The following is a 6,306-nucleotide window of genomic DNA, read 5'->3' as shown; positions in this document are numbered from 1 at the left end:
TAATGAGTGAGTTGGTAATGTATGATCGAAGGCGCGAAGACCTATCAGAAGAAATTGCTTGCACTGTGCAAGCAATTTCAGAAATCGCCGGGAAGTCAATATCTACAGTGTTCCGCATAATTTCACTTTTAAAACTTTCTCCTGAAATTCAGACAGCAATTTCTGCAGGAAACCTTCCTGTTTCCCAGGGGTATCTCTTTGCCGCAAACCTCGAATGCCCTGATCGTACGAAGATATTCGATGCTGTCATAAAAACGCCTGTGACCAATGCCACATTAGATAGAATGCTCACAGCATATAAAAAAGCCAAACCCGACCCGAATAATACAAAACCCGTATCCGTGAAGAAACAGGTTAAAGGTCTTGTGTCCATGAAGGCAACCTTTGATAAGGGTCTTGGAACTTATGTGAGGGAAGATATTGAAAAGTTTCTTTATGAACTACAGGTTTTCTGTGATTATGTCCAGCAACAGGCGCCAAAGGCTCCATACGGCAAGAAAAGACCGCCACAAGTGTGAGAAGGGCAGTGAATAGTCGTTAGTGAATAGTTAAAAAACAGTGAATGTTGAGGAAATCCGTGAAGTGGAATTCACCGGGGATGAAATAAGTAGATATTGATTTTTTGTAGATATTATCGGGTTTTTATCTACAAAATGGGCTCGTTCGTATTGAGAAATTAATTTTCTTTTGTTATTCTTATCACATAATGAAAAGCAAATTCCTATAAGTTCTCTAATACTGTTTAAAGGAGGAAATAAAATGGCATTAAGAATCGGAGCGGATATGATCCATCAAACACCTGCGATAAAGGTATTTACAAGCAGGGCAGACCTGACAGGCAATGGTTTAAAAGGGGCAACTATCAGTAAGGGTATGCTGCATATAGATAATGTGGATGCCTTTAAGAGCTCATTACCGACATTAGCGGCTAATGCGGCGGATTTTGGCGACAGGGGCGCTCCGGCGGATGTGCAGGCATTGTCCCGATGGATAATAGGCGAAGGAGCACAACAACTTAATGTAAAGCTGGCCTCACCGCATGAAGCTTATGTTGCAATAGCTGAAGGCCGGATAAATAGGGAAATGTCTTTTCCTGCAATCAATATTCGCGTAGGCACATTAGATACTGCAAGAGCGCTGTTTAAGGCTGCCAATGATAACAAAGTCGGGGCGTTCATCGTTGAGATCGCCCGCTCTGAAATGGTCTATACCAATCAAAGCGCAGCGGAATTTTCTGCAGTCCTTCAAGCTGCAGCAATGCTGGAAGGTTTTGAGGGTCCGCTTTTTTTGCAAGGTGATCATGTGCAGTTAAAATCCAAACCGGTCAGAGAAGGCGGATCAGCGGGAGAAAAGGAAATAAACGCACACAGAAGGCTTATCCAGGATTTATTGGCAGCAGGCTTTGGGTCAATTGATCTGGACATGTCTCCTTTTGAGAAAAGAACCGAAGAAAATCTATCCTTTGAAGAGCAGCAAGCAGAAAATGCCAGATTAACCGCCGAGAAAATTGCTGATGTAAGGGCACTCGAAAAAGAGCTTGGAATCCCCTGGACCGTGTTATTGGGCGGAGAAACCGGCGAGGTCGGGAAGATGAATACGAGAAAGGAAGACCTTGAAGCTTATGCTGAAGGTATTATTATAAATATGAAACGGTTGGGAATTGACCCTGCACTTGGTATTCGCAAGATAGCTGTAAATGATGGCACCGCCCACGGAGGAACTCCGCTTCCGGATGGATCAGTGGCCGATGTGGCGATAGCCTTTGAAATATTGAAGATGGCAACAGATTTTGGAAAGAAATACGGATGGGCCGGTTCGGTTCAGCATGGGGCATCAACGTTGCCGAATAATGCTTTTAGCTTGTTTCCGCAAAATAAAGCTGTAGAAGTGCATCTTGCTACCGGTTTCCAAAATATTACCTTTGATAGCGGAATCTATAAAGTAAAAGGCGCACAGAGCGAAATAGAACAATTTTTGGCTGACAAATTCAGAGGAGACTGGAAACCCGGTAAGACTTTTGCGCAGTTTGCATACAGCATGCGTAAACAAGCAACAGGTGCTTTCAAATGGATGATATGGACTATGCCGGAAGATATCCGGGCAAAAGTTGCAGAGAATCTATATGACCAGTTTACTTTCTTGTTTGAACAACTTGGGGTTGTTGATACAAAAGATTTAATTGCCAGGTATATTACACTACATGATTTTCATCAGGCGTACCCGGCGGAAGAGGCAGGAACTTCTTCTGCTGAAAGTGGTAAAGAAGATACCAGCGATTTGGCAGATTAATTTTTTATTGAAAAGGGGCCCAAAAAGTGGACTTTTAATCCCTTATTGGGACGCCCATTTCGGGAATAGTTCGGCAAAGCTCAGGGGATCGTAGCTGGAATGGAGATAGATTTGGGGAAATGCCTTATAAATTTCCGGAATGGTGTAAATGTTTCGTAATATCATCAGGATATGTGTATCCCCGGACCAGATCACTTTGGAACGCTGATCCAGTGCTGCCTTTGTGCAGCAATTTGCAACAAAGCGGCAATCCATGTCAATGACCGGCTTTGATTCTTTTCTGCTGCCTACCGCGGATTCCCGGGAGACCGAGACAATTTGTGCATACAGAGGCTCGTTACTGTAATCGAAAACCTTACCACGCATCTTCAAGGTTTCGATGAGCATATCGATCTGCTCCAGATAGATCATCTGGTGCTTCCAGATTTTGCCGATCCATTCGACATCATTCTCTCGCCGGTCGTGATATGTTTTGAAAAAGCTCTCGAAGCCACGTTTTTGCTCTTCATATATCTCAAGCGATAACATGATGTCCAGGTTATAAGCAACATCTTCCATAACTCTGAGGAACTCGGCGAGTTCTTGATACAGCATGGGCAGATATTTCCGGTATTCCAGGTTCTGAATACGCTTGATAAAACCGATGTAGCTGAAGATCTGGTTGATATGTGCGGATTGGACGTGACCGGGTTGCCGGTATATGCCGACGTTCAGCATCCTGGCCTTACGGGGATCTTCGAAACGGAGGATTTCCATGTCCCTTGGAATATATGCCGAGAACATGTTGGCGTCCAGGATATTTTCATGCCGGCTTTTTTGCAATGCCAATTTAAGGGAATAAGGGTATTTGTCCGTTCCGTTCAACAAAGCCAATAATCCTTCCTGAAAATCTACATTGTTTCTGATATATAGGAAATGTCTTGTAATGTCAAGGTAAACTGAACTACAAAAAAAGTGCCTTAAGAGTTTTGGGTTATGGATAAAAGTCAGGAAGGGGAATGATTGTAAAAGATTACAAAGTTGTTACTATATATCTGTTCTATTGAAATAGACTCTGATAATTATAAGTACTGATAAGAGATATTATGTTAACTTTTAATTTTATAAGACAGAACATATTTTATCATCAAACTTATATGATCAATTCTTAAAAACATAGACCCCACCTATAACAGGATCAACAATCTCTCTCTCCATAATGATCTTAACCATCCAATCCTCAATGCGAACATTTTTTGGGAGAATTTTTGAACCATTTGAAGAATAAATATCCTCAGCAACCACCATACCTGTTTCTAGGTCTTCAATAGATATTTTCTCTTTATTGTGTGATAAAATATTGTCATTTTTAATGAAATAATCCACTAAACATGTTGCCACAACAGGATCGAGAACTTTATTCATAGAAAGTCTTATTTGTTCAATTACGTTTTCAGTAGTAAGATTTGCCTCGAAAAGTTCTTCTTGAAAATTTATACTTCTTAAAATCCGTGCACCGATGGTGATTTCATGCTTCATTAACCCTTCCGGAAAACCGGAGCCATTATAATTTTCGTACTGATGATATACGTCATAAGCAGCTTCTTTAAAACCCGAAATGGTTGATATTATAATAGAACCGATAAGGGGATGCTGAAGATATATTTCCTGTTCCTGTATTGATAAGTCCTTGTATTTCTTCTTAATTACATTATCCGGCAAACCTGTTTTTCCGATTTCATGCAAAAGGGCGCCAAAAACTATTATTTTTGTTTCCTCTTCTTCTATATCCATATTTGCAGCAATATATTCTGCTATCTCCTTTGCCAGGTGAGCATTATCACTCGCACCCGGTATCTGCACATCAAGTATCTTTAGCAGAATTGCAATTAATTCATCAAAGTTTTTGTTTAACAGTTGATTAGCAATATTAAGCTTTTCTTTCTCTTCAACCAACTCGTTCTGCAGCCCTTTGATTCTTAAAAAAGCCTTTACCTTACTGAGCAATACGTTTGCGGAAATTGTTTTTTCTATATAATCATCAGCCCCTTCTTCAAGACCTGTAACCTTTTTAATCATATCTGTTTCAGATGTAAGAAGAATAAAAATTGTTTTATTTAAATCTCTATCGTTTTTAACATATCGGCAGAATTCAAAACCATCTTTTCCGGGCATGTAATAATCACTTATAATAATGTCAGGCCTAATATCATGAGCAATCCTTATTCCTTCTTCAGCATCATTTGCCTGATGAATTTCGTAAAAAATCTCTTTTGACAAAACAATATTGAGTATCTTTAATGAAACGGGATCATCATCGACAATCAATATTTTTGGTTTATTTGATGTATTCATTATTTTTCTTTTCCTGGATTGGCAGGAGTAGGCTGCGAGGTATTTTCTATATTTTTTGGTATAGCAACAACAATATTTACACGTCTGTTTGCATAATCAAAGGGTTTATCGGGTTGCTTGAGGTTGCGATCCGCATATCCGCGGACTTCACTTACCTGGTCTTTTCTTAATCCATTTTCTTCAAGAAGTTTTCGTGCAGCATTAGCCCTGTCGGCACTCAATTCCCAGTTTGAATAACCATGTGTTTCATAGGGCCTTGCATCGGTATATCCTTCTATGATAACCTTGTTTGGTAATTTTCCAATTTCTGTGGCAATCATTTTTAGAAGTTTTATTGTTTCCGGCTTTACCTTTGCACTACCAATATCAAAAAACAATCCCTTTGAATCTTCAATAAGTTCTATTTTCATACCATCTTTGGTTACACTGATTTGGACCTTGTCTTTAAACTTTTCAAAAACAGGATTTGAGGAAACTATGCCCTCTATTTTCTTCCCTTGAGCTGAAAGTTTTTCCATTTCAATTAATGTATTGTCTTTTTTAGCAACCTCAACTTTTGATGATAAATCGAGTTTTGAGGACGTCCCTTCTTGACCGGTAAGGATACCTGTGCCGCCGGTAAAAACATTCGGATTTGTAAAGTACATTGAAATAGCGCTTTTAACCGGATTACTCTGTCCTACAATCCATAAAACGATAAATAAAGCCATCATAGCGGTAACAAAATCCGCGTAAGCTACTTTCCATGCGCCGCCATGGTGGCCTCCTCCATGCCCTTTTTTCTTTATTACAATTCTTATTGGAGTATTAGATCTTTCATCGCTCATTTGACACCTTTAACATATTCTTCCATTTCCTGAAATGTGGGACGATAATCATTCGATATAGCGCGACGTGCAAATTCTACAGCAACTATAGGGTTTAATCCCTTTGCAGCACAGATTATACCTGACTTTGCCACGTTGAAGACCCCCGATTCATCCTGGGTAGACAGTTCTATATTCGTGGCAAGAGGTTGGACAAGACCATATGATAAAAATATGCCAAGGAATGTACCTACAAGGGCTGCAGCAACTTTCTGGCCAATGATTTCAGGCGGTCCGCTGATTGCCTGCATGGTGATTACAATACCAAGCACTGCGGCTACGATACCCAAACCAGGAAGAGAATCACCTATTTTCTGCAGTATAGAGCTGGGCTTTAATCCTTCCTCATGGTGCAGATCGATATCGGCATCCATAAGCATCTCTATTTCGTGAGGGGCTACACCGCCCATGACAACGAGTCTTAGCGTATCCGTTATAAATAATAAAAGGTGATATTCATTTAAAAACGTAAGGTATTTTGAGAAAACCGCGCTCTCTGTCGGACGCTCAATATGTGATTCAAGGGCTATCAGACCTTCTTTTCTGATAATCATGGAAAGTTCGTAAAGTAATTTTAATAGTTCAAGGTATATCGTTTTGCTTATCTTACTTCCTTTAAACGTACCGATTACTTTATTGACAATGAGTTTCAATAGTTTTGCAGGCGCTGAAATAAGAAGAGCCCCTATTGCAGACCCTCCTATAATAATAAATTCAGAGGGCTGGTACAAGACAAGAAGCGGACCATGATGCATGACATAACCACCCAATACAGAACCAAAAACAACAATTATACCAATAATAACAAACATTAATC

General features: G+C 39.9%; 6 protein-coding genes. 2 read left to right on the top strand and 4 right to left on the bottom strand.

The window, feature by feature from the left end; genetic code table 11:
* Together NT178_00730 and NT178_00725 are read left to right on the top strand one after the other, a co-directional pair.
* Positions 1 to 518: hypothetical protein (locus tag NT178_00730; protein ID MCX5811061.1), on the top strand; the 518-nt coding region annotated here is incomplete at its 5' end.
* 241 nt (positions 519 to 759) lie between these two features.
* A complete protein-coding gene (locus NT178_00725; protein ID MCX5811060.1) occupies positions 760 to 2,289 on the top strand; it encodes a class II fructose-bisphosphate aldolase in 1,530 nt (509 codons plus the stop codon).
* Positions 2,290 to 2,331: 42 nt separating this feature from the next.
* Here the strand turns inward: NT178_00725 and NT178_00720 are convergent, their stop codons facing one another.
* The 4 genes from NT178_00720 to motA form a co-directional block, all read right to left on the bottom strand.
* Complete coding sequence (locus NT178_00720; GenBank protein MCX5811059.1) at positions 2,332 to 3,072, bottom strand: hypothetical protein; 741 nt, start codon at positions 3,070 to 3,072, stop codon at positions 2,332 to 2,334.
* Between the two features lie 357 nt (positions 3,073 to 3,429).
* Positions 3,430 to 4,623 carry a response regulator gene (locus NT178_00715; protein ID MCX5811058.1) on the bottom strand — a complete coding sequence of 398 codons (1,194 nt, stop codon included), beginning with the start codon at positions 4,621 to 4,623 and terminating at the stop codon, positions 3,430 to 3,432.
* Positions 4,623 to 5,450 carry an OmpA family protein gene (locus tag NT178_00710; protein ID MCX5811057.1) on the bottom strand — a complete coding sequence of 276 codons (828 nt, stop codon included), beginning with the start codon at positions 5,448 to 5,450 and terminating at the stop codon, positions 4,623 to 4,625. Before NT178_00710 ends, NT178_00715 begins: the two co-directional genes overlap by 1 nt.
* Positions 5,447 to 6,301, bottom strand: coding sequence for a flagellar motor stator protein MotA (gene motA / locus NT178_00705; GenBank protein ID MCX5811056.1), 855 nt, complete (start codon positions 6,299 to 6,301; stop codon positions 5,447 to 5,449). The genes NT178_00710 and motA overlap by 4 nt, the downstream gene beginning before the upstream one ends.
* Positions 6,302 to 6,306: the final 5 nt, after the last annotated feature.

Source organism: Pseudomonadota bacterium, from assembly GCA_026388255.1.
GTDB lineage: Bacteria > Desulfobacterota > Syntrophorhabdia > Syntrophorhabdales > Syntrophorhabdaceae > JAPLKB01.
Note: the sequence above shows the minus strand (reverse complement) of the source record. Positions and strands in the feature narration are given on the sequence as shown.